This window comes from Rothia nasimurium (genome assembly GCF_928391935.1).
Taxonomy (GTDB): Bacteria; Actinomycetota; Actinomycetes; order Actinomycetales; family Micrococcaceae; genus Rothia; species Rothia nasimurium_D.
This window is the reverse complement of the sequence record NZ_CAKMTD010000004.1, coordinates 75,482-98,385: the sequence shown is the minus strand read 5'-3', so window position 1 is coordinate 98,385 and position 22,904 is coordinate 75,482. Positions and strand designations below refer to the sequence as shown.

Genomic DNA, 22,904 nt, shown 5'->3' with positions numbered 1-22,904 from the left:
TACTCCGATGGGTCTTGCTAGAAACCTAGCTCCAAGACCCCCATGAAGTTTTCACCACCGGTCTTAGCGGGGAGAAACATTCTGGTCGAAACGGTAGAGGAAGGCAGCCATTGCATCACGAGCAATGGGGGTAACAGGACGGAAAGTGCCGTCAGCCCAACCGGTAGTTACGCCAGACTCAGCCAGCCAGGAGATTTCCTTGTAGAACTGAGAGTCAGGGGCAACGTCAGAGAACTTGCCGTCCTGGGGTGCTACATATTCAGGCTCACCTGCGTAACGGTAGAAGAAGGCAGCCATAGCGTCACGGTTGACAGGATCGTGGGGACGGAAGGTTCCGTCTGCCCAGCCGGTGCTGATACCGGAAGCGTGCATCCAGGCGATTTCCTTGTAGAACTGGTGGTCAGTAGCTACGTCCTTGAAGGGGGATTCGCTCGGGGCAGTGAACTGGGGGCTACCTGCCAGGCGGTAGAAGAAGGCGGCCATAGCGCCACGCTCTACGTTAGCCAGGGGCTTGAAGGTACCATCGGGGTAACCGGTGGTGATACCGCGTTCAGCCAGCCAAGCGATTTCCTTGTAGAACTGATCATCAGGAGTGACATCGTGGAAGCGGGGGTTCTGAATCTTTTCTTCCTGAACCAGTGATACGATTTCAGCCTTGCCGCCGTCTTCACCAGTCTTGGTGCCGCTCAGGTCACCGGTGCCATTGTGCATGTGCAGGAGCAGGGCCTTGGCGTCCCGGACGTTGACGTTGCCACGGTTGATCGTGATATCAGCATCGGGGGCGTCAACGAACAGGCCTGCTGCGTCAGATGCAGTGCCTTCGAACCACAGGTTGGGGTTGTGGGGGTTGAAGGAAACCCAGTCAGTTGAGTCAGTGTGGCCGTTCTCGTACCAGGAGTAGGTATCTACCATGTAGCGCAGGTCGCCTGCGTTATCAGCAGTAATACCCATCTTGGACAGCTGGACAGGTAGGGTGAGGACGTTGCTGTCGAAGGTGTTGGTGTCAACACTGCCGAAAGCTCCGTTGATGGGCTGGTGGTCCAGGGCAGTCAGCTGGCCGTTGACGTAACCAACCAGGGTTGCAACGGGGTAGTCTAGGCCGGCGACACGGTTGGTGTAGACGTAGTAGTCTGCCCGGTTATTACCGTCAACATCGAAGGCAACTTCAATGCTGGTGGGGTTGGTGAGGTTCTCCCAGTTGGACCAGGTAGAAACACCGATGCTCATCATGCCGTCCTTGGCAACGTCACCGCCAGCGGCCTGCAGGGCAGGGACGTTGGTAGAAGCACCGACGTACTGGAGGTCAACCCGCTGGCTGGTAGCAGCCCCCAGGCTGGAGGTCTTGAAACGGTCAGACACTGCACCGAGTTCGAAGGCGCCAACCAGGGACTTGTAGCCGCCCTGGTCAACGGCAGTGCCTTCAAGGTCAATGGTGTTCTTGAGGCTGTACTCACCGAATTCGATGGTGCTTGCGGCAGCCTTCATGTCTGATACCGGCTTGGGGGCAATCTGCAGGGGCAGACGCATCTCGCTGCCGTTTTCAGTCAGCAGCAGACGGCCGGATTCGATGCTCAGGAACTGGCGGTCATAGCCCAGTTGCTGGGCTGAGCTAGCTGCTTCTAGCTTCTTTTCCAGCTTGGAGGGATCAACAGTGACGGTAACGGCGAAGGTGGTCTTGCCACCGGCCTCAACGGTCACGGTCTCGGGGGCTGACACCTCAACACCGGGGATATCTGATGATGCCGCAAAAGATACCTTGTAGGTGTGGGCCTTATTGTCTGAATTATCAACAGTCAGGTTCCGGACATAGGTCTGAACGCCTGCATTAGGCAGGACTTCAACCACGCCAAAGCTTTCTGAAACCTGGTCGGGATGGTCAGCGCTGTAGGTTAGAACCTTCTGGTTGACAGCCTTCAGGGCGTCAACACGGCCGGCGCCAACGCGTTCTACGGAGTGAACTGCGCCGTCCTCAGTAGTCAGGTCATGAACAGCAGAGTTCATGATAGCTGCCTTGACCTGGGGAGCTGAGTAGCTCTGGTTGGCTTCGTAGACCAGGGCTGCAACACCTGCAACGTGGGGAGAAGCCATGGAGGTACCTGACATGACAGCCTTTTCGGAACCGCCAGCAACGGCAGCTGAACCGATACCGGTACCGGGGGCGGCGACGTCCGGCTTGGTGTAGCCGACGGTGCCGTGGACACCACGACCGGTTGATTCATTGACCTGGTCAAAGAGGCCATGCTCAACCAGAACGGAGGAAATCCATTCGTTCTTCAGCTCAATCTTGACTTCTTCACCGGCATCAAGAGCGGCGCGGACCTTTTCAGCGTCCTGAGCAACCAGACGGACGCCGGGGATGGTGCGGTTACCTGCAATACCGACGGTCTCGTAATTCAGGTTGGAGGCGAGGATTACGCCCTTACCGCCTGCCTTTTCAATGTTGTTGAATCGGACGGCTGAGCCACAGGGGAAGGTTTCAAAGTTATCGGTCCAGTCGATGAAGACCCACTTACCACCGAAGTCGGTGCCCTCGGGGTAGGCATCACAACCGAAGGGGTTCTCGGGGGTGCTCTTGACGACCTCGCCAATCAGCTGCTCAGGGGTAGCAGTTGAGTAGTCGAAGTTGACTGAGTAGTCACCGCTGAGGTCACCGGCAAGAGATGAAGGTGAATGAGCCTTAGCCTTGTCGATAGCGGCGGTAGAACCGATGGAGTTGGCAACGGCCAGGGCCGAGCGAGCATTAGCCGGGTTACCGGAGATGGAGTAGGTATCGCCGTTACCGTTAGCGGCGCGGGAGTTACCGGCAGCTGCAACAGAGAGGATACCCTGGCGGGTCAGGGCATCAACAATGACGTTTTCGGGGTCGTCGGTAGCACCGTAGTCAGAACCCAGGGACATGTTTACGACGTCAACTCGGTCGTCGTACTTACCGTCGTTGTTGGGGTCCAAGGAGCGGTCGAGGGCCTGGCCAGTGAGATCGGTGGACCCTTCACAGCCGAAGACACGGAAGTCAACAATCTGGGCGCCAGGAGCTGAACCAGCACCAATCTTCATGCCCTTCATCTCATCTTCGGTGATCTTGGTGTAATCACCCTTGAAGGTGCTGCCGTCAGCGTTGACGGCGTAGCCTGCTGCGGTACCTGCAACGTGGGTACCGTGACCAGCAAAGCGGCAGTCAAGCGGGTTGCCGTCAGGCTGGGGCAGGGCGTCTGCCGCATCGCTAGCTGAGTCGTAGTTATCGCCGGCCAGGTCATAACCGCCGAGGTACTTTTCAGGATCGTACAGACCTGAATCGGCAGCGGGCATCTCGGTCAGCTTAGAAGCCTTTTCGTAGGCTTCAGCGGTACCGGGGCCGCCAAATTGGGTGTGGGTGTAGTCAACGCCGGTGTCGATAATGGCGATTTTGACGCCCTTACCGGTGTAACCGGTCTGCTGCCAGCTGGTGATGGCCTGGGTATCTATGACGGTGCCGGTGTTGGACGGGGTCTTCGAGACGATGGGGGAAATCATGACAACATCGCTGCGAGAAGCCAGTTCACGAATCTTCTCAGCGTCACCGCGAATTGCTACACCGCGAAGGGAGTTGTGGGCTGTGTAAAGCACAGTTGCGCCTGTTTCTGCAGCCACTGCTCGCCCCTGCTTCTCAACAGCTGCAGCAATTGCCTGAACCTCAGCCTGGGCCTCAACGGGGGCCTGTTTACCCTGCAGGACGGCGGCGGGCTGGGTGCTCTCGTAGGCGCCCTTACCCTTGAACTGAACAAATACGCTGACGGTACCCTGAGCTGCCTTCATGGAAGGAGTGAGCACCTGTTCGCTCATGGCCTGAGTAGCACTATGGAACAGGTCAGCATCGGTCAGGGAATGAGCCGCGGGCAGACCCATGGAGAGGACCATACCGAGGCCAAGCAGGGAGGCTGCACCGCTGCGGGCTACCTTCTTGGGTGTGTATTTTTTCGTCATTGAAGGATTTCCTTTATCCAAGTGATCCATTGTGGTGTGTACCAATAAAACTACGAGTCCTACAACCATGGCCCATGTCACACAAGTTGGTCAATACCCAACCCGGGATTTACTCAAATTTTTACAGAAAATGTCACCATGTGAGACGTCACCCCATGTCATACGAGAGTCCACCAGCTAAATCCATCAGGTCAAAAATTTTCCATACCCGGGTTGACAACCACCCCCAACAGGAGAAAGATAGGAGGCAAGATGTCAGGCTGCTAATAGGTAGCCCCGGGCTCCAAATCTTTAGCCGCTTCGAGCGGCCTTCCGCCGAGAGGCGCTCCCAGCCTGGCATCCCTAAACTTCATACCGCAGACGCCGGGCACCTCCCTCCCTGACAAGGGAGAAGGCAAGCCCGGCGTCTTCGTCCTTAACAAACATCTCATTCCCCCTCCCCAAAAGCGCACGAGTTTACCTTGACGCGATACCATGGCCCCTAGCCTCACCAATGCCCGGCAGCTCCCCCATCACACGCAAAACCAAGGAGAAAACGGCCATGCTCCAGCGCATGTTCCCCCAAGAAAACACCTCCCTCGCCGCCCTCGCAGGGCTCTCAGAACAGGTGTCCGGGGCAGCAGCCCTACTCTCCGAAATGGTCGGATCCCCAGAAGACCGCTACGCCACCCTTCTCGAACGCATCCTCACGCACGAAGCTGAAACCCTAGACATGCTTCACACCACCATGACAGCCGTGCGCAGCTCCTTTTCAACCCCCATCCCCCGCGAAGACATCTACACCCTGGCGGTCTCCCTCGGCGGCGTCGTCGAAAAACTCACCTCAGCTGCCAACATTCTGTACCTCAACAACATCGTGCGTTTCTCCCCCCGCGCAGCAACCCTACTCGACCTCATCCAGCGCCAGGCCGTCCTCACCACCCAGACCATCCCCAAGCTCAGCGACCTCCGCGACCTCGACGACTACTGGATCACCATGCTCCGCATCACCAAACAGGCGGTACGTATCGCCGAAGAATACGATGCCGACATCCTCAGCCGCTACAAACAAACCCGCTATCTCCAAACCACCCGCTTCGTCCACAAACTCATAGAAGCCTCCGAAGCCATGCGCAGCCTAGCCACCGAAATCGGCCGAATCATCGTGCAGGAATCCTAAACGTGGCCCTCGTCCTCTTCATCCTCAGCTGCCTCGCCCTCATCGGGTTCACCTTCGTCACCGGATTCCACGACGCTGCCAACGCCACCGCAATCCCCGTCAAAACCCGGGCTCTCACCCCCCGCATAGCCCTCCGCACCAGCGCAATCTTCAACTTCCTCGGCATGGCCATCACCGGCCTCGCCCTAGGCTCCGTCACCACCCACTGGCTCACCGTCCCCCACAACACCATAGGCCTCAGCATGGTCCTCACCTCCCTGCTGGCCTGCTTCATCTGGGGCCTCCTCACCTGGTGGTACCGCATGCCCTCATCCTCAACCCACGCCCTCATCGGCGGCCTAGCCGGGGCAGCCTGGGCCGCACAAACCACAGACCTCGGCAGCTACAACCCCTTCTCCGAACCCCTCACCACCTTCATCATCGCCCCGCTGATTATCGCCCCCTTCCTCCTCTTCCTCTTGGCCTGGCTTGCTGTCACCCCCTTCTACCGGCTCCTCCTACGCTCCTACCCGGCAGTCGTCAACCACGCCTCCCGCAACATCCTCTCCATCGCAAACTCCCTCATCTCCTTCGTCCACGGTATCCAAACCGGCCAACGAGCCATCGTCATCTACGCCGTTCTCCTCCTCGCCGCCGGCGTCCACGTCAGCGCCAGCACCTACGTCATCTCCGCCATCTTCCTAGCCTTCATCCTCGGCCTCGGAACCGCCCGCGGCAGCGCCCGCATCGGCTACACCTTCGCCCACCAAATGGTCAAAGTCGACCCCTTCCGAGGCGCCATCGCCCAGAGCTCAACCGCCATGGCCCTCGTCCTCCTCCAGTTCTTCCTCAACACCCCGGTCTCCTCCTCCCACCTGGCCGCCTCAGCCGTCCTCGGTTCAGGCCTCAACCAGCGCTTCGCCTCCGTCCGCCACAAAATTGTGCTCCGGATCGTCCTCACCTGGCTTATCACCATGCCTGCCTGCTTCGCGCTCTCCGCCATTCTCTTCCTCGCCCTATCCCCCCTGCTCTAGCCCGCTACCCCTGCACATTCGCTATATTGGGTACAGACCCCTTGACCCCGGCCCCACCGAGAGAGCACCATGTCCACAGTCGCCATCATCGTTCGAACCAAAGACCGCCCCCTCTTCCTCGAACGGGCCCTACGCAACATCGCCGCCCAAACCTACACTGACTACACCGTCGTAGTCGTTAACGACGGCGGCCAGGCATCCACCGTCGATGCGACCCTTGCTGCAAGCACCGGCCTCACCCATGTGCAGGTCATCCACAACGAAACCTCCCACGGCATGGAGGCAGCCTCCAACCAGGGCATACGAGCCACCGACTCCACCTACATCGCCATCCACGACGATGACGATCTCTGGGAACCCACCTTCCTCGAAACCACCGTCAGCCACCTCGAAGAAACCCAAGGCCAGATGGTCACCGTCCGCACCGACGAATACTTCGAACGCATCACCGACGACGGAACCTTCGAGTTCATTGACTCCCGCCCCTTCTGGGGGTTCCTCAACGACATCACCCTCCAAGACCTCACCCGCATCAACCGCGCCGTCCCCATCTCAATCCTCCACCGCCGCACCCTCCACGACGAGCTCGGTTACTACAACGAAGACCTCCCTGTCGTCGGCGATTGGGAGTTCAACCTCCGGGTAGCCTCCCGGTACCCCATCGCTTTCATCGACCAAAACCTCGCCCACTGGTCCCAGCGCCCCGAACAAACCGAAGGAAGCAACGCTAACTCCGTTTACGCCGGGAAGATCCTGCACGGAATCTATGACGGCAAGGTCCGCGCACAAGCAATCCGTGACCACCTCGCAAACGGCGGAGCCCTTGGCCCCTACCTCTTCCAAGCCCACCTCACCAACCAGGTGGATGGCAGTGTGGGTCACAATATTGACCTAACCCACCGTGTTCTCGAAGAACTAGCCACGATCAATGCCAAACTAGACTTAATAGAAAAAACCACTCGCACCACCTCAGAGCGGCTCGAACGGATCGAGAAGGCGCTCTCGCTTAAATCGCGCCTCTCCCGCTTTGTGAAAGGAACCCGCTAAACATGCCTCGCATTCTTGTGCTTGCAGACCTTGGGCAGCCGGTCTACCACGTTGGCGACGAAGCCATGGGCATCGCAACCGCAACGGAACTCACCCGCCGCGGCTACGACGTCGTCATTGCTACCCGAAGCATTGCACATTCCCAGCAGTTCATCGGCACCGCCACCGGTTACCTCAAAACCCTAGAATTCCCCTGGCCCCCAGCCGAACGGGAAATCTACCTTGAAGAGGTCCGGGCCCACTTGGCCGGTGAAACCGCCCGCGACGAAATCACCGAGTTCGTCCGCGCTGTCGCTGACATGGACGGCATCGTCATCGCCGGTGGCGGCAACATGAACTCCACCTACGGCTGGCTCCTCTACGAACGTGCCGCCTACGCCTTGATCGCAAAGGCCCACGGCATCCCCCTCGTCATTTCCGGCCAGTCAGTTGGCCCTGTCCTCACCGAAGCTGACGCAGAAACCCTGCAGAATATGCTCTCTGCCGCCCAGCTCGTTGGTATGCGTGAAAAGTCCTCCTACGCCTGGGCTCAGAGCCGGGGTATCGAGGCCAACCACATCGTCGACGACGCCACCTTCTACATCCATCAGAAGCGTTCCCTGCCCGGCCGCCCCACCGTCGACCTGCCCGAGCACTACATCTGCGCCACCTTTGCCGGTCTAAACCCCGGCCAGGCCCGCACGGTAGGCCAGCTCCTGGACGACATGTACCGCGATTACGGTCTGCGTACCGTCTTCCTGCCGCACATGGGCGTCCCTCTGGAGGGCGGTCACGACGTCGACACCCACGCGGAAATCGCCTCCCACATGTTCTCCAACCCGGTGCAGTTACCTGTCGTCCACACTGACGATGCCGTTCAGGTCCACCGGGGAGCTTTCATTACCTTCTCAACCCGCTACCACCCCGGCGTTTTCTCGCTCTCAGCGGGCGTTCCCTTCGTAGCCCTGCTCCCTGATGCTTTCACCGATATGCGGGTGCGTGGCATGATGGAGCAGTACGGCGCAGAGAACTACGCCATTCCGCTGTCCCTGCTGAACTCCGATGCTCCCGCCGAGGCCCTGCATGAGGTGATTCAGCTCCGTAACGAGCTGTCTGCGACCCTGCTGGCCCGGGTGGAAGAGCTGCGGGCTTTCTCTGCTAGCTGGTGGGATACTGTCACCCAGGTCCTGCTGACCGGTAACGCCCAGGCCTCCCCTGCCGCGCTTGATCTTGATAATACCCCCACGATCTTCACCGGCGAATGGAATATCACCAACCTGCTGGTGCGCGATGATATCGCTGAGCTTTCTCTGGCCGCAGCGATGGCAAGCGCTGAAACCGACCGGGCCCTGTCCTGGGACTACCAGCGCCTGCTGCAACGTGACCAGGCCCAGGCCCGAGCCGCTGAGTTGGAGCGTAAGAATGCTGAGCTTGAGGATTCCCTCATTGAGGCAGAAGAAAATGCGACCTTCCGTGGCTGGATGCGCCGTAAGATGCGCGGCGAGTAGCCCCCTGTAGAGAGCTTAAAGACCTGCCCTCCCGGTGTTATAACCGGGAGGGCAGGTTTTTTGTGCCGGGAGCTTCTGCTGCGTCAGCTTCAGCAGGGGGCTCCGCTGGCACACACCTTCCCATGGTGTTCCCCTTGCCGGTCAGCTTATCGGCAAGGGGAGGTAGGTGGGGCCTCGTCGGGCGGTGGGGAAGATGGCTGGGGGCCGGGGCCAGAAGGCTGGGTTTAGCCGAAGCGGCCTGAGACGTAGTCTTCGGTGGCCTTCTGGCTGGGGTTGTTGAAGATTTCCTGGGTGGGGGCGTACTCGATGAGTTTGCCGGGCTTGCCGGTGCCTGCGATGTTGAAGAAGGCGGTTTTGTCTGAGACGCGGGCTGCCTGCTGCATATTGTGGGTCACGATGACGACGGTGAAGTTTTCTTTGAGCTCGTTGATGAGGTCTTCGACGGCCAGGGTTGAGATGGGGTCGAGGGCGGAGCAGGGCTCGTCCATGAGGATGACGTCGGGCTTGACGGCGATGGAGCGGGCGATGCAGAGGCGCTGTTGCTGGCCGCCGGAGAGGCCGGAGCCGGGCTTGTCGAGGCGGTCTTTGACTTCGTTCCAGAGGTTGGCGCCGCGCAGGGAGGATTCGACCAGCTCGTCTGCGTCGGTCTTGGAGATCTTGCGGTTGTTGAGCTTGACGCCCGCCAGCACGTTCTCGCGGATGGACATAGTGGGGAAGGGGTTGGGGCGCTGGAAGACCATACCGACCTGGGAGCGGACGACCACGGGGTCAACGCCCTTGCCGTAGAGGTTATCGCCGTCGAGTAGGACCTTACCTTCGACGCGGGCGCCGGGGATGACCTCGTGCATGCGGTTGAGGGTGCGGAGGAAGGTGGATTTGCCGCAGCCTGAGGGGCCGATGAAGGCGGTGACGGTGCGGGGTTCGATTTCCATGTTGACGTCTTCGACGGCGAGGAAGTCGCCGTAGTAGACGTTGAGGTTTTCTACATCGATGCGCTTTGACATGGGGTTTGTTTCTTTCTTACAAAGTGTGGTGCTCGGTCGGACGGGAGCGTGTAGGGCGGGTGCGGGGGCCGTCCTTAGCGTCCGGTCTTGGGGGCGAAGATCTTGGCGATGGCTCGGGCGATGAGGTTGAGGATCATCACGATGATGATCAGGATCAGGGCAGCGGCCCAGGCGCGGGTCTCTGAGACGGTGGCAGCGGTGGGGCTGGTGGGCGTCATGATCTGGTAGTAGATGTAGGTGGGCAGGGTTGCCATCCAGCCGCTGAAGGCGCTCCAGTTGATGGAGGTAACGAAGCCGGCAGTGACCAGGATGGGGGCGGTTTCGCCGATGACGCGGGCGATAGCCAGGGTCACGCCCGATGCGATGCCTGAGATAGCGGTGGGGATAACGACCTTCATGATGGTACGCCACTTACGGACGCCCAGGGCGTAGGAGGCTTCGCGCAGTTCGTTGGGCACGATACGCAGCATTTCTTCGGCGTTACGCACCACGGTGGGGATCATGAGGACGGACAGGGCGACGGCCGCGACCAGGCCCATGCGGTTCATGGGGTTGCCCGATACCAGGGCGAAGAAGGAGGCTGCGAAGAGACCCGCCACGATGGAGGGGATGCCGGTCATGACGTCCACGAAGAAGGTGATGGCCTTGGAGAGCCACTTGCCTTGGCCGTATTCCACGAGGTAGATGGCGGTGAGGAGGCCGATGGGGACCGAGATGAAGGTGGCGAGCAGGGTGATTTCGAGGGTGCCGATGATGGCGTGGTAGATACCGCCGAGGACGGCTCCTTCACCGGCTGCCGCAGCGTTGTCGTGGACGCCGGTAACGCCCTTCATGGAGGTCATGAGGAAGTTTCCCGAAAGGCCGGGAACACCCTTGACCAGCACTGTGTAGAGTACCGAGACGAGGGGGATGAGGGCTACCAGGAAGGTGCCGTAGACCAGGTAGCGGGCGAAGGCGTCCTGCCCCTTGCGTCGGCCCTCGTAGCTGCCTACGACAAGGGGGCCTGCAATGACGAAGATGAGTCCGCTGAAGAGGACGAAGGTGGCGATAGAGAAGCCGATGAGGGAGCTGGCGGCTGCGCCGAGGATGATGGCTCCTGCACCGATGGCGTAGGGGAGCCAGCGGGGGGCCTGGCGGCTGGCGAAGCGGGATGAGGTGGTAGCTACAGACATTAGTTAGCTCCTGAGAAGTCCTTGTAGCGGGCCACGATCATACGGGCCAGGACGTTGACGATGAGGGTGATGACGAAGAGCACCAGGCCTGCGGCGATAAGCTCTGACATGCGGATTCCGTAGGCTTCGGGGAAGTTGAGGGCGATTTCAGAGGCGAAGGTTTGGTTGCCGGAGGTGATGAGGGAAGCGGTCAGCGGGCCCGAGGCCAGGACGAGAGTCACTGCCATGGTTTCGCCAAGGGCTCGGCCCAGGGCCAGCATGACGGAAGAGATAATGCCGGTGCGGGCGAAGGGGAAGACCGTCATGCGAATCATCTCCCAGCGGGTGGCGCCCAGGCCCAGGGCCGCCTCTTGCTGCAGGACCGGGGTCTGGATGAAGATTTCGCGGCACATGGAGGTGATGATCGGCAAGATCATAATGCCCAGGACGATGCCCGCAGTCAGGATAGTTTTGCCGGTCTGGGAGGCGGGGCCCTCGAAGATGGGGAGGAAGCCTAGGTAGGTGGCCAGCCAGTCGTAGAAGGGCACGATTTTGGGGGCGAGGACGGAGGCGCCCCAGGCTCCGAAGATAACGGAGGGGATGGCTGCCAGCAGGTCAATCACGTAGCCGATTCCCTTGGCTAGTTTGCGGGGGGCGTAGTGGGAGATGAAGAGGGCTACGCCGATTCCGATGGGGGTTGCCAGCAGGAGGGCGATGGCTGCGGCGATGAGGGTGCCGATGGTCAGCGGGATGATGTACTGGACGAAGCTGCCGCTGGTGAGGTCGGCGGGGTCGGCGGTGAAGACCGGCATAGCCTGGGCGACCAAGAAGATGGCGACGGCCGCGAGGACGACCAGGATGATAACGCCAGCGCCGAGGGAGATTCCGGAGAAGATTTTGTCTGCTGCGGGGTTGCCGACGTCAGGGAGGTCTTTGGTTTTCACGCGGTCGCTGCTGGCGGTCGCTTGCGATACTGCTGATGCTGACATGGGAATGTGTTGGTACCTTTGTCGTGGTTGCTCACCACGGTGCAACCGGGGTGGGCCCGGTTGCACCGTGGGTGTGAGCGAGTGTTACTGGGTAACGGTGATGGATTCGATTGCCTTCTGGGCGTCAGCGGTGAGGGCGCTGGTCAGGGGGGCTGAGTGGGCAGCTGCGGCGGCGTCCTTCTGGCCCTGTTCTGAGACAACATAGTTCTCGTAGGCCTTGACCAGGGTGACGTCGTCTTCTGAGGAGTAGCCGGAGCAGACGATGTGGTAGGAGACTAGGACGACGGGGTAGGCGGTGGAGTCTTCAGGGGTGCGGTTGACCTTGATGGCCATGTCGTTTTCGTTCATGCCGCCGACACGCTCTGAGACTTCAACGGTCTTGGCTGCGGCTTCGGGGGAGAGTTCGACGTAGGCGTCGCCGACCTTGACGTTGACCTTGCCCAGGTCGCCGATGGCGGAGGCGTCAGCGTAGGTGATGGCGCCTTCAGTGGATGAGGTGGTGGAGACGACGCCGGAGGTGCCCTTGTTGGACTCAGCGGCGTACTGGGAGGGCCAGTTGCCGTCTGCTTCGACGTCCCAGGCGCCGTTGGAGGCAGCTTCCAGGTATTCGGTGAAGTTCTGGGTGGTGCCGGAGTCGTCGGAGCGGTGGACGACGGTGATCTTGGTGTCGGGCAGGGTGACGCCTTCGTTCTGGGAGGCGATGGCGGCGTCGTTCCAGGTGGTGATGTCACCCTTGAAAATCTTGGCGATGGTTTCGGCGTCCAGGTTCAGTGATGAGACGCCGGGCAGGTTGAAGGCGACCGCTACGGGGGAGATGTAGACGGGGATGTTGATGGCGCCACCGGTGCCGCAGACTTCCTTGGACTGTTCCCATTCCTCTGCCTTGAGGGCGCGGTCTGAACCGGCGAACTTGGCGCCGCCAGCAAGCAGGGCTTCGCGGCCTGCGCCGGAGCCGTCGGGTGAGTACTGGACGGTGCCGCCCAGGTTAGCGAAACCGGTTTCCCAGGCGGTGATAGCGGCCTGCTGGGATGAGGCACCAACGCCGGTGAGGGGTGCGCTGGGCAGGGAAGCTGCGCTGGAGCCGGCATCTGAGGAAGTGGCGGTGCCGGTTGCGTTGTCTGAACCGCAAGCGGTGAATGCGAGTGCGCCTACAGCTGCAAGTGAGCCCCAACGAGCAAGTGACTTAGCCTTCACAGGTGTATTCCTTTGAGTTTGTGTGCCCTACCCTGTCTCGTATGTGAACTGTGTGAGACGGTGAGTAGGAAGGGAACGGTGTCTAACGTGTTCGACTTTAGGGGCGTTAGGTAGCAGGTGGGCTAGCAGGGGGTGAACGGTGGGTGAACAGGGGGCGCACAGTTAGGGTTAAGGACGCCGACGATCGGGGTTTGGCTACAGGTTTAGAATGGGAGGCATGAGTTTTAAGCAGCAGGTAGATCGGCTTAAGGTACAGGCAGCGGAGCGGGGCCAGCAGGGTTGGCAGCGTATGAAGGACGGCTTTTTCCAGTCTCTTCAGATTGTGGTCTCGGGTATCGGGGCCTATCTTTTTGCGGAGAAGGTACTGGGGCATACCGAACCAATTTTTGCGGCAACCGCTGCCATTGTTTCTCTGGGTTACATCACCGGCGCTACCCATGCCCGCCGCATCCTAGAGGTGTCGTTTGGTGTGACCCTGGGTATCTTGATGGGCGACATGATGATGCTGGCCCTGGGTCGGGGCATCTGGCAGGCAGGGCTTGTGATGTTCCTGTCTATTATGCTGGCCCGTTTTTTGGATAACGGTATTATTTTCACGATTCAGATGGGTCTGCAGTCCTGCCTGGTGGTCTTGCTCCCGCCGAATGTTGACGGGCCTTTTGCCCGAAGCCTGGACGGTATCGTCGGCGGGCTCTGCGCTTTCTTGCTGATGTTCCTCTTCCCCAAGGATCCGCGTCTCACCCCCCGTAAGAATGCCCAGAAGATGATGGGGGCTTTTGCCCAGGTCTTCCGTGATGCTTCGATGGCCATGGAGCATTATGACAGCACTGAGGCCTGGCATGCCCTGTCGTCAGCCCGCCGTCTACAGCCCCTCTATGACACCTGCGAGAAAGGCATTATTACCGCGAAAGGCTTGGCCCAGCTTGCCTGGACGGGCCGCTCCTACAAGGGGGAGCTGGAGCGGTACAGCCGCGTCCTGCACAAGATTGATTACGCGATACGTAATACCCGGGTTCTTAACCGACGCTTGGCTTCCACCGTTGCGAACGTGCAGATTTCGCAGGAGGCTATCACCTCAATAGCGGAGGCTCTTCGGGGCATGGGGGACGCCATTGCACTCTTGGGTGAGGGTATGTCGTCGTCTGAGGCTGAGGAGCGGAAGGCGTCAATGGTGCGGGCCCGACGCAATTTGGCCCGCCTGGCTGGGGGCCTGGAGCCCCACCTGATGGGAGTACGGTCCTTGGAGGCCGAAGCCCTGGTCCTGATGATGAGGCCCCTGGTGGTAGACCTGCTGGAGGCCTCCGGCCTGACCCACGATGAGGCTGTGGACATGCTCGTCCCCCTCGGCGATTCGCTGACGGAGCACGCCCCATCAACCAGCATGCTCCCCGTCCAGGACGAGGCGGGGACGCCTGCGTCCGCCCAGGAACAAAAGCTACGGGACGATACCCGTAAGCTCACCACGGTGCTGAGGGCCAAGGACCGGGCCCCGAGCGTCAGTATCCAGGTCATGAAGGATGCCTCGGTGCGCGACCCCCGCAGTTTCCCTGCGGTGCAGGCCCCGCCCGCCCCGCCGACGACCAGCCAGCAGGAGGTGGTGGCCCGCGCCGAGAAGCAGCAGGTCCTCAACACCCAGCAGCTGCAGGTGATTGAGCGCCGAATGAGCGAGGACGAAACCAGTAACTAGGCCCCAGCCCCGGGGAAGAGCAGGGAGAGGGCCTCGCCCAGGGAGGCGACCTCGCGCACGGACACTCCGGCGGGCACCTCGCCCACACCGGCAGGTGAAGCAGGCACAATCACATGGGTAAAGCCCAGCCGCCCGACCTCAGCGATGCGCTGACGGATTCCAGGCACGGCTCGGACCTCACCGGCAAGACCGACCTCGCCAAAGACCGCCAGCTTACGGGGCAGGGGCTTGTCTTGGGCGGCAGAGGCCAGGGCAATGACGCAGGCGAGGTCAGCAGACGGCTCAGAAATCTTAGCCCCGCCCACGGTGGAAATATAGCAGTCCAGTTTGCCGACGTTGAACCCGGCCCGCTTCTGAAGCACAGCCAGGAGCATAGAGATACGGGCGGAGTCGAGGCCGCTAGTGGCCCGGCGCGGCTGCGGGGTGGCGCTAGTATCAAGCAGGGCCTGCACCTCAGCTAGGAGGGGGCGGCGTCCCTCCATGGTCACGGTGACGCAGGTACCTGCCACCGGGTGCGGGGTGCGGGAGACAAAGAGGCCGGAGGGGTCGGTGACGGGGGCGATACCGTCCTCGTGCATATCAAAACAGCCCACCTCGTCCGTGGGGCCAAAACGGTTTTTGACGGCCCGCAACATGCGGATCGGGGTGTGCTTATCACCCTCAAACTGGCAGACGACATCAACCAGGTGCTCTAGCAGGCGCGGCCCAGCAATAGTACCCTCCTTGGTCACATGGCCCACCAGCAGGGTACACATGTTACGGCTCTTAGCTGCCGCAATGATTGAGGCGGCAACCTCCCGCACCTGGGTGACGCCACCTGCGCTCCCCTCAACCTCAGATGAGGCCAGGGTCTGCACCGAGTCCACAATCAGGAGGTCGGGGTTGACCTGCTCAATATGGGCCAGGGCAGTACCGAGATCGGTTTCGCTGGTCAGGTAGAGGGTATCTGCCAGGGCCCCGATACGGTCTGCACGAAGCTTAACCTGGGCGGCAGATTCTTCACCCGTCACATAAAGGACGTTGTGGGGTTTGCCCGTCGACTGACCCCGAGCAAAAGTAGCCGCCACATCAAGGAGCAGGGTGGACTTGCCGACGCCCGGCTCCCCCGCCATCAGGATTACAGCCCCGGGCACAAGCCCCCCACCCAGAACCCGGTCGAACTCAGGGTTACAGGTGGAAAGGTACTGGGCGACGGTAGAATCAACGGCGCTGATAGGCAGGGCCGGGTTCTGGACGCTTGAGGCCACAGTGGTTTTAGCAGCTACGGGGCCGACGGCTTCTTCAACGGTGCCCCAGGACTGGCACTCTCCGCAGCGCCCCACCCATTTGGCGGTCGTCCAGCCGCACTCGGTGCAGCGGTAGGCGTTAGCAGATCGAGACTTAGAGGTTTTTCGGGTAGCCATACACCCAGCTTAGGGCCCCTGGCTGACACTTTAAGGGCTGATTACATAAATCTCTCTAGCAGGGAACTCTCAGCCATGCGGGACAGGGATTCACGGATAACACGGGCTCGTTGCTCACCGATACCGTCCACGGCCCGGAGGTCATCGAGGCTGGCCGCCATGAGGGATTGAAGGCCATCAAAATTATCAACCAGACGGTCAGCGACCGCCCCCGGCATAGATTTGATGCCAGCCAGGAGCCGGTGGCCGTGGGGGTGGAGGTGGGCTTCAAGATCTTCGCCCAGGCCACTGGTACGGGCAATGGTGGTGAGATCGACAATGTCCTTGTCGTCAAGGGCCTCCAGGGCGGTGACATAGTTCTGAAGCTGCTCGGGTGATGTGTCTCGCGGGAGGTAATCCCGGAGCACAACCCAGCTTTGAGGAAGGTTGTGGGTCGTCAATTCTTCAAGCTGGAGGGCCACCAGACGGCCGATGTCACCCAGCTCAACCACATAGTGGCCAGCCTCAACAGTGATACGGCGGACCATCTCCATCCGCTGGAGGGTGGCGGCAACATCACGGAGGGTGGCGCTAGCTTCAATTTCGAGGGACGAAAGCTGCTGCAGTACCTGTTCGAGGCGTTCAGTATAGCTATCAAGCGTGCGAATAGCCTGGTTAGCGCGTCCCATGAGAGATTGGGTGTCCTCGACGGTGTGACGGATACCTTCGGTGTAGACCGAGATGAGGGACATGGACGCACTCACCGCAATCACGGGGAAACCGGTTTGCTTAGCGACGCGCTCAGCGGTGCGGTGGCGGGTGCCGGATTCATTGGTTTCGATGCTGGGGTCAGGCAGGAGCTGAACTCCCGCAGCCAGCAGGGTAGAAGCGTCCTTGTCGCAGACAATGGCGCCGTCCATTTTGCCAGCTCCCGGACGCGGGTAGCTGAGAACTCGGTATTGATAGCGAATCCGCCAGAGGACATTTGGGTAACAACCCTATCGCTACCAAGGACGATGAGGGCACCGGTTCGCCCGCGGAGGATCCTTTCGAGGCCTTCGCGGAGTTCAGTTCCGGGAGCAATCTGGGCGAGGGTTTTCAGCAGGGATTCACTATAGACCTTGTGCACCCTCCTCATTTTAGTGCAGAAAACCCCGGCTTCGGTGAACTGGGGTGGTTCGCCGAAACCGGGGCTTTATGTCATCTGGCTGGGGTGATTAGCCGTTAACGATGAGGCGTACAGGCTGGGAGGAGACACCGTTGACGGTGGCAGTTGCCCAGAAATGGCCTGCGGGAATGGTCTTGGTAGTACCGCAACCAAGAACGTTCATGGTGCGGTCCCAGGTGATGGACGTAGTGTTTGCAACACCAACAGCCAGCTCTGCGTCCTGGCCTGCTACCGCGTGGCACTGGGCGTAGTTGTATACCTGGGCGGGGCCGGAGGTGATGTTGATGTCAACATTGTTGAGGCCGCCGGTGACGGTGCAGGGGTTGTTACCTGCGTTGGTGACGGTCACGGCCAGGGCAGGTAGCTGACCTGCAGCGTAGGAGGCGGCGTCTGCAGTGAGGTTCACCTTGATGTCAGCGGCTGAGCAGGCTGCTACGGTTGCCGGGGTTTCGCTGGGGGTGGGGGTTGCCTCAGGGGTTTCGCTGGGAGTCGCTTCAGGGGTCTGGCTAGGTGATGCCTCAGCTGTTTCGGTGGGGGTCGCTTCAGCTGATTCAGTGGGTTCAGCGGAGGCGGTTTCGCTAGCGTCTGCTGATGCGCTGGGGTCAGCGCTTTCTGAGGGCTTTGCTGATTCGGTGGCTCGTTCGCTGAAATCGCTGAAGGGCTCAGCACTGGTGGTAGTGCTGGTGGCGGTGCTACTTGCCTGGTTTGAATTATTGCCGCCACCGACGATCATACGGATAAGACCGATGATGACGAGCAGGACGATAACCAGGGCGAGCAGGGCGACGATGCGGCGACGACGGTACACCTCAGGGGGTACCTGGCCTTCGTAGGAATCAACAGTTTCAGACATACTTCTAGAGTACAGTTTTCTGCCGTCTTTGCGGAATTCTAAGTTCACTGCGTGGCGGGTTACGCAGGGCATGTTTTAGAGTAGTCGGATGACCTCTGCACTGCCTCTTTCTCAGCTCCATCCGTCTCAGCTTGATACTCTCCATGAGGCGGTGAATGGTTGGTATCTTGAGCACCGTCGTGATCTTCCCTGGCGGACGGGCCAGAATACCCCCTGGGAGGTTCTGGTCAGTGAGTTTATGCTGCAGCAAACCCCGGTGAAGAGGGTCTTGCCGGTGTGGGAGGCCTGGATGGATCGCTGGCCGACCCCTGCCGCTTTGGCGGCTGAGGATTCGTCGGAGGCAGTGAGGGCCTGGGGACGCTTGGGCTACCCGCGTCGGGCCCTGCGGCTTCACGCTGCGGCAGTAGCGATTACCGAACAGTTCAAGGGGGAGGTCCCGTCAACCTACGAGGAATTACTGGCCCTGCCCGGGGTCGGCTCCTATACGGCTGCTGCGGTTACAGTTTTTGCTTTTGGCAGGCGGGCAACTGTTATTGATACCAATATCCGACGGGTTCATGCCCGCCTCATTTCGGGGAAGGGTTTGCCGGGCAAGTCCCTCACGGCGGCTGAGACCAGGCTTGCTGACGAGCTCATGCCGGATGATCTTTCGACGTCCTGCCTATGGAATGTGTCCGTTATGGAACTCGGTGCTCTCATCTGCACCGCCAAATCGCCGGCCTGTGAGAGGTGCCCGGTGTTGTCGTCCTGCGCCTGGGTTCAGGCAGGACGCCCCGCCCCCGACTACGTCCCTCAGGGGCAGTCTTGGGCGGGTACAGACCGCCAGCTGAGGGGAGCCATGATGGGGGTCCTGCGGGCTGCCCAGGTGCCCCTGCCCCGGGGCGTCCTGCTGGGAACGGGCCCTGTGGACTTCGTCGCCCCCGCCGGGCTAGAGCCGTCCTTAGAAAAACTTCGGGGTCTCACGCCCCAGGAAGGGCAGGCTGAACGATGCTACGCAGGGTTGTTAGCCGACGGCCTCGCCCGCGAAACCGCCGACGGCCGGGTGAGCCTTTAAAGCTCCAGAATCATACGGGTGTTGCCCAGAGTATTTGGTTTGACCCGGGCCAAATCCAGGAACTCGGCGACGCCTTCGTCATGGGACCTCAGTAGCTCCATGTAGGTTTCGGGGTCGAGCTGCTCCTGGTTCTCCATAACGCGAAAGCCCTGACGGGTGAAGAAATCCACTTCAAAGGTCAGGCAGAAGATACTGTCGACCTCAAGGCGCCGGGCCTTGGCAATCAGCCCCTGCACCAGGGCATAGCCAACTCCCTTCCCTCGGGCCGCAGGTGCTGCTGCCAGGGTACGGATTTCGGCAATGCTCTCCCACATCACGTGCAGGGCACCGCACCCCACAAGCTGGCCGTCACCGTCTTCAACCACCAGGAACTCCTGGATAGCCTCGTAGTAGGCGACGCTTTCCTTATCCAACAGAATGCCCTCAAGGGCAAGCGGACGCACCAGGGCCTGAATGGCGGGTACGTCATGGACGGTTGCGGAGCGCACGGTCAGTTCGGTCATTCCTTTAGATTACTGGTCAGCAGGCCTAGAAACCTTCAACCCAGCCGATCTCCCCGGTGCGAGAACCGCCACCCCGCCCCAGCTTCACGGAAGCAGACCCGCCAGATAAAAAAGTCAGCCCCCAGCGTCTGGCTTGGGGGCTGACTTCCATCATTACACACACATACACACAAGAGTCATCTTGTCCTGAACAACTCAACACACAAGAGCTGTTAGCTTCAGGGGCTCTCTCGAACCGTATGACTCAAGTATTGCGCATTAGTCTTAGCTCTTAGCCTTAAGGAGCTGGGTGCTACCTGGGAGCTTGGTCAAGTTTTGATTACGTTGGATCCAAGGAGCTGGGTGAGGTCACGAATCTATGAAGACATAGAACAGGGCCTCTTCACCGATGTGGTCGCATCCGCCATCGGGATAAAGTTCTCTGTTCTGGCCTCCAGCCCCTCAACACAGGAATTATTCATGATCTGTGGACACAAAATTTTCGTGAACAAAAAGTCGCCTGGGAGATCCTAATGATCAGGACCTCCCAGGCGACTTTCTTTCAAAGAAGCGGTCTAGCCTTCGTCGGTTTCAGTACCCTGCTCGACGTTTTCAGGGGCTACCTCGGCTTCAGGAGCAAGGGGAAGTTCCTTTTCTTCCTCCCCAAACGCCTTGTCAAAGGCTTCAGCGTCGAGCTCCCCCATGGGGGCAGAGCTGAAGGTGAACTTGGCCAGGTCACCCTCGCCCTCAGCGTCCACAGTGATCTTCTCACCGGGCTTGATCTCGCCGAAGAGGATCTTCTCAGACAGCGGATCCTCCAGGTTGCGCTGCATTTCACGACGCAACGGGCGGGCACCCATGGAGGGATCGTAACCCTTAGTTGCCATGAGGATCTTAGCCTTGTCGGTCAGCTCGATGGACATGTCCTGCTCGGCCAGGCGCTTAGCCAGGCGGGCCACGAAGAGGTCAACAATCTGCAGAATCTCAGACTCAGAGAGCTGGGGGAAGACGATGATGTCGTCCACGCGGTTGAGGAACTCGGGACGGAAGTGCTCCTTGAGGGACTCCATCACGCGGCCCTGCATACGCTCGTAGGAGCCCTGGTCGTCGCCGACCTGCTGGAAGCCAACGGGAACACGGCGGGCCATTTCACGGGAGCCCAGGTTAGTGGTCATGATAATGACGGTGTTCTTGAAGTCCACTACGCGGCCCTGGGAGTCGGTCAGGCGGCCGTCCTCCAGAATCTGCAGCAGGGAGTTGAAGAGATCGGCGTGAGCCTTTTCAACCTCGTCAAAGAGCACAACGGAGAAGGGCTTGCGGCGGACCTTTTCGGTCAGCTGGCCGCCCTCCTCGTAGCCAACGTAGCCGGGAGGGGCACCGAAGAGACGGGAGACGGTGTGCTTCTCCTGGTACTCCGACATATCCAGGGTGATGAGGGCGTCCTCGTCGCCGAAGAGGAACTCAGCCAGGGCCTTAGCCAGCTCAGTCTTACCGACGCCGGTGGGGCCGGCGAAGATGAAGGAGCCGCCAGGACGCTTGGGGTCCTTAAGACCTGCACGGGTACGGCGGATTGAACGGGAGAGGGCCTTGATAGCGTTCTCCTGGCCAATGACGCGCTTGTGTAGCTCTTCTTCCATCTTGAGCAGGCGGCCGGACTCTTCCTCGGTGATCTTGTAGACCGGAACGCCGGTAGAGGCAGCCAGAACGTCAGCAATGATCTCGGGGGTGACCTCGCCAAAGGCGTCCCCGGCATTGCGCCATTCCTTTTCAGCCTCTTCCTTCTCGGCGGTCAGCTTCTGCTCCTTATCGCGCAGGTCAGCTGCCTTCTCGAACTCGTTGGCTGCAATAGCTTCTTCCTTCTCGCCCTTGAGCTTGGCGATACGCTCCTCCAGGAGCTTGATTTCCGGCGGGGCGGTCATGCGCTTGATACGCAGGCGGGCGCCGGCCTCGTCAATCAGGTCGACGGCCTTATCAGGCAGGAAGCGGTCAGAGATATAGCGGTGGGCCAGGTTGACGGCAGTTTCCAGGGCCTCGTCTGAGATGGTCACACGGTGGTGGGCCTCGTACTTATCGCGCAGGCCCTTGAGGATTTCGACAGCCAGTTCGGGGCTGGGCTCGTCCACCTGGATAGGCTGGAAGCGGCGCTCCAAAGCAGGGTCCTTCTCGATGTGCTTGCGGTACTCATCAAGGGTAGTTGCACCGATGGTCTGCAGCTCGCCGCGGGCCAGCATGGGCTTAAGAATAGAAGCGGCGTCGATAGCACCCTCAGCGGCACCGGCACCCACCAGGGTGTGGATTTCGTCGATGAAGAGGATGATGTCGCCACGGTTGCGGATTTCCTTCAGCACCTTCTTCATGCGCTCTTCGAAGTCACCACGGTAGCGGGAACCTGCCACCATGGACCCAAGGTCCAGGGTGTAAAGGTGCTTGTCCTTGAGGGTTTCAGGGACGTCCCCGTGGACTATAGCCTGGGCCAGGCCCTCGGCAACGGCAGTCTTACCGACGCCGGGCTCACCAATGAGGACGGGATTGTTCTTAGTACGGCGGGAGAGGACCTGCATGACGCGCTCCATCTCCTTGTAGCGGCCAATCACCGGGTCAAGCTTGCCCTCACGGGCCGCAGCAGTCAGGTTACGTCCGAACTGGTCAAGAATGGCAGAACCAGCCGGGGTGCCCTCACGGGAGTTACCCGCGCCCACACCGGCGGTTTCCTTGCCCTCCCCGTTATTGTTGCCAGGGTAGCCAGAAATTAGGTCCATGACGGTCTGACGGACCTTAGCAGGCTCAGCACCCAGCTTGGTCAGAATCTGGTTTCCTACACCCTCGTTAGCGCGAACCATACCCAGCAGGATGTGTTCGGTGCCAATGTAGCCGTGGTTCAGCTGGATTGCCTCCCGCATGGACAGCTCCAGCACCTTCTTAGCGCGAGGGGTAAAGGGAATATGACCGCTTGAGGCCTGGGGGCCAGAACCGATGATGTCCTGCACCTGATCACGCACAGCAGTGAGGTTAATACCGAGCGATTCCAGCGCACGGGCGGCAATGCCTTCACCCTCATGAATCAGACCGAGCAGAATGTGTTCGGTGCCGATGTAGTTGTGGTTCAGCATGCGTGCTTCTTCTTGGGCAAGCACGATAACGCGACGGGCGCGGTCGGTAAACCGTTCAAACATTGAACACTCCTTGGAAACTTACTATTACCCAAAAGATTACGCGCGTTTTTCACCGCGCGGGCCCCTGTTCGCCACGGAATGAATGGTGTTCGCCCACAAGA

General features: G+C 60.2%; 15 protein-coding genes and 1 pseudogene. 6 read left to right on the top strand and 10 right to left on the bottom strand.

Translation table 11 applies throughout. The annotated features are described in order from the left end of the window. Nucleotides 1–63 precede the first annotated feature (63 nt). On the bottom strand, nt 64–3,960 hold the full coding sequence (locus L7A15_RS06065; RefSeq protein ID WP_237208590.1) for a S8 family serine peptidase: 3,897 nt from the start codon (nt 3,958–3,960) through the stop codon (nt 64–66). Nucleotides 3,961–4,501: 541 nt separating this feature from the next. On the opposite strand from L7A15_RS06065, the gene L7A15_RS06060 reads away from it, so the two are divergent. From L7A15_RS06060 to L7A15_RS06045, 4 genes are all read left to right on the top strand, one after another. After that, complete coding sequence (locus L7A15_RS06060; RefSeq protein ID WP_237201921.1) at nt 4,502–5,119, top strand: DUF47 domain-containing protein; 618 nt, start codon at nt 4,502–4,504, stop codon at nt 5,117–5,119. Nucleotides 5,120–5,121: 2 nt separating this feature from the next. Continuing rightward, nucleotides 5,122–6,132 (top strand): inorganic phosphate transporter, encoded by a 1,011-nt coding sequence (locus L7A15_RS06055; RefSeq protein ID WP_237187740.1) that lies wholly within the window; start codon nt 5,122–5,124, stop codon nt 6,130–6,132. A 69-nt stretch (nt 6,133–6,201) separates the two neighbouring features. Then, a complete protein-coding gene (locus L7A15_RS06050; RefSeq protein WP_237187741.1) occupies nt 6,202–7,179 on the top strand; it encodes a glycosyltransferase family 2 protein in 978 nt (325 codons plus the stop codon). 2 nt (nt 7,180–7,181) lie between these two features. Further along, entirely contained in the window at nt 7,182–8,666 is a 1,485-nt protein-coding gene (locus L7A15_RS06045; protein WP_237187742.1) for a polysaccharide pyruvyl transferase family protein, read from the top strand. A gap of 224 nt (nt 8,667–8,890) precedes the next feature. On the opposite strand, the gene pstB is transcribed toward L7A15_RS06045, so the two are convergent. The 4 genes from pstB to L7A15_RS06025 all read right to left on the bottom strand — a co-directional run bounded on the left by pstB (nt 8,891) and on the right by L7A15_RS06025 (nt 13,004). After that, on the bottom strand, nt 8,891–9,670 hold the full coding sequence (pstB, locus tag L7A15_RS06040; protein ID WP_237187743.1) for a phosphate ABC transporter ATP-binding protein PstB: 780 nt from the start codon (nt 9,668–9,670) through the stop codon (nt 8,891–8,893). Between the two features lie 74 nt (nt 9,671–9,744). After that, nucleotides 9,745–10,842: a phosphate ABC transporter permease PstA gene (pstA, locus tag L7A15_RS06035; protein ID WP_237187745.1), complete on the bottom strand. Its 1,098-nt coding sequence runs from the start codon at nt 10,840–10,842 to the stop codon at nt 9,745–9,747. Further along, entirely contained in the window at nt 10,842–11,810 is a 969-nt protein-coding gene (gene pstC, locus L7A15_RS06030) for a phosphate ABC transporter permease subunit PstC (protein WP_237187746.1), read from the bottom strand. The genes pstA and pstC overlap by 1 nt, the downstream gene beginning before the upstream one ends. An 84-nt stretch (nt 11,811–11,894) precedes the next feature. After that, on the bottom strand, nt 11,895–13,004 hold the full coding sequence (locus L7A15_RS06025; RefSeq protein WP_237187747.1) for a phosphate ABC transporter substrate-binding protein PstS: 1,110 nt from the start codon (nt 13,002–13,004) through the stop codon (nt 11,895–11,897). A gap of 217 nt (nt 13,005–13,221) precedes the next feature. Here L7A15_RS06025 and L7A15_RS06020 point away from each other — a divergent pair, with 217 nt between their 5' ends. Next, complete coding sequence (locus L7A15_RS06020) at nt 13,222–14,691, top strand: FUSC family protein (RefSeq protein WP_237208591.1); 1,470 nt, start codon at nt 13,222–13,224, stop codon at nt 14,689–14,691. Here the strand turns inward: L7A15_RS06020 and radA are convergent. The 3 genes and pseudogenes from radA to L7A15_RS06005 all read right to left on the bottom strand — a co-directional run bounded on the left by radA (nt 14,688) and on the right by L7A15_RS06005 (nt 18,094). Beyond that, complete coding sequence (radA, locus tag L7A15_RS06015) at nt 14,688–16,094, bottom strand: DNA repair protein RadA (protein ID WP_237208592.1); 1,407 nt, start codon at nt 16,092–16,094, stop codon at nt 14,688–14,690. The two genes, L7A15_RS06020 and radA, sit on opposite strands and share 4 nt — an antisense overlap. Before the next feature lie 41 nt (nt 16,095–16,135). Then, a pseudogene (gene disA, locus L7A15_RS06010) lies at nt 16,136–17,211 on the bottom strand (DNA integrity scanning diadenylate cyclase DisA). 79 nt (nt 17,212–17,290) lie between these two features. After that, the gene (locus L7A15_RS06005; protein WP_237208594.1) at nt 17,291–18,094 is read right to left on the bottom strand and encodes a hypothetical protein; all 804 of its coding nucleotides are present in this window, start codon (nt 18,092–18,094) and stop codon (nt 17,291–17,293) included. Between the two features lie 88 nt (nt 18,095–18,182). Here L7A15_RS06005 and L7A15_RS06000 point away from each other — a divergent pair, with 88 nt between their 5' ends. Continuing rightward, nucleotides 18,183–19,148 (top strand): A/G-specific adenine glycosylase, encoded by a 966-nt coding sequence (locus tag L7A15_RS06000; protein WP_237208595.1) that lies wholly within the window; start codon nt 18,183–18,185, stop codon nt 19,146–19,148. On the opposite strand, the gene L7A15_RS05995 is transcribed toward L7A15_RS06000, so the two are convergent. Both L7A15_RS05995 and L7A15_RS05990 read right to left on the bottom strand, forming a co-directional pair. Continuing rightward, nucleotides 19,145–19,651 (bottom strand): amino-acid N-acetyltransferase, encoded by a 507-nt coding sequence (locus L7A15_RS05995; protein ID WP_237208596.1) that lies wholly within the window; start codon nt 19,649–19,651, stop codon nt 19,145–19,147. The genes L7A15_RS06000 and L7A15_RS05995 overlap by 4 nt on opposite strands. A gap of 554 nt (nt 19,652–20,205) precedes the next feature. Continuing rightward, nucleotides 20,206–22,803 (bottom strand): ATP-dependent Clp protease ATP-binding subunit, encoded by a 2,598-nt coding sequence (locus L7A15_RS05990; RefSeq protein WP_237201895.1) that lies wholly within the window; start codon nt 22,801–22,803, stop codon nt 20,206–20,208. Between the last annotated feature and the right edge of the window lie 101 nt (nt 22,804–22,904).